This is a genomic window from Acinetobacter sp. YH16044 (assembly GCF_013417145.1).
In the GTDB taxonomy this organism is placed as follows: domain Bacteria; phylum Pseudomonadota; class Gammaproteobacteria; order Pseudomonadales; family Moraxellaceae; genus Acinetobacter; species Acinetobacter amyesii.
Genome location: NZ_VPEK01000166.1, coordinates 1 through 1,183 on the forward strand (window position 1 = coordinate 1; position 1,183 = coordinate 1,183).

The 1,183-nt window shown below is 33.6% G+C and carries 1 protein-coding gene; it reads left to right on the plus strand.

Features of this window, described 5'->3' with window-relative positions:
* Window positions 1-343: 343 nt before the first annotated feature.
* Window positions 344-1,183 (plus strand): HNH endonuclease (locus tag FTV38_RS17770; protein WP_180023076.1); only part of this gene is annotated, 840 nt, incomplete at its 3' end.

Genomic DNA, 1,183 nt, shown 5'->3' on the forward strand with positions numbered 1-1,183 from the left:
ACCCATTCGGGATGCTCTGTACCTACCGTTTAAAATCGAAAGGGAGCGGGTAATGAGAGAAAAGGCGAGGGCGAAATTTTGATGATGCTCAATCGCTCGTAGACACTCGCTCGGTTCTTATTATCTAGGTTTTAATTATTTAATGGAGCTAATCAAAGTTGTGAAACATTGATCAAAGAATAGGCGTGGAACGTGACAAATCATTAAAAAAGCCCAACTGAGTACAGTTGGGCTTTTTACATCAAGATAAGACACTGAAATTTAATGAGAAATGAAAAGCATTTCGTATAAGGTGTATTATGTTAATTTTAGACAATTTAAAAAATCACATGGTAGATCATCAATGAATAGGACGCCCCCTAAAAAAGTAATTCAAACTCTTAGACAGGAGGTAGGATTTGGTTGTCCTGTTCCTAATTGTGGAAACCCTTATCTCGAATGGCATCATTTCGATCCGCCTTGGAGTATTGAAAATCATCACAGACCAGAGGGTATGATTGCTCTTTGTACACAGCATCATAAAAATGCTGATAATTATGCTTATACCAATGATCAATTAGTAGAGTTTAAAAAAAATAAGGTTAATTCAGAAAAAGTAAAAGGCAATTTTGAATGGCGGAGAAATAAATTATTAACCGTAGTAGGGGGAAATTTCTACTATGAAACACCTCGCGCACTTGTAATTGATAATTATGATGTAGTTTCTTTAACAAGGGATGAAAGTGGTTATTTACTGCTAAATGTTGAAATGCTTAGTGTGTCTAAGGAAGAGCGTTTAGTAATGAGGAATAACTGCTGGGAAAATATAGGAACTCCTATTGATTTTAAGTGCCCCCCTAGTGGTAAAGAAATTGAAATTAAATATGAAAATGGAGATTTTCTATCAATTAAATTTTATGTCATTAATAATAAAGAATTATCTAAAAAGAATTTTGATATAGAAGCTCCTGATTCCTTAGAATTCCCTCTAACTATTTCTGAAATTAACTTTGAAGTATCTGGTATAGACATAAAAGTTTCACCAAAAGGTACAAACATTCAAACAAATCAATTTATACGAAATTTTTCATATAATTGTGGTGTAGGTATGATGTTGAATTTAGGAATAAAATGGCGTCAAAATTGGAATTTAGTACCAGTTCCTAGTCGTAGAGCAGCCTCATGTCCATGTAATAGTGGTTAT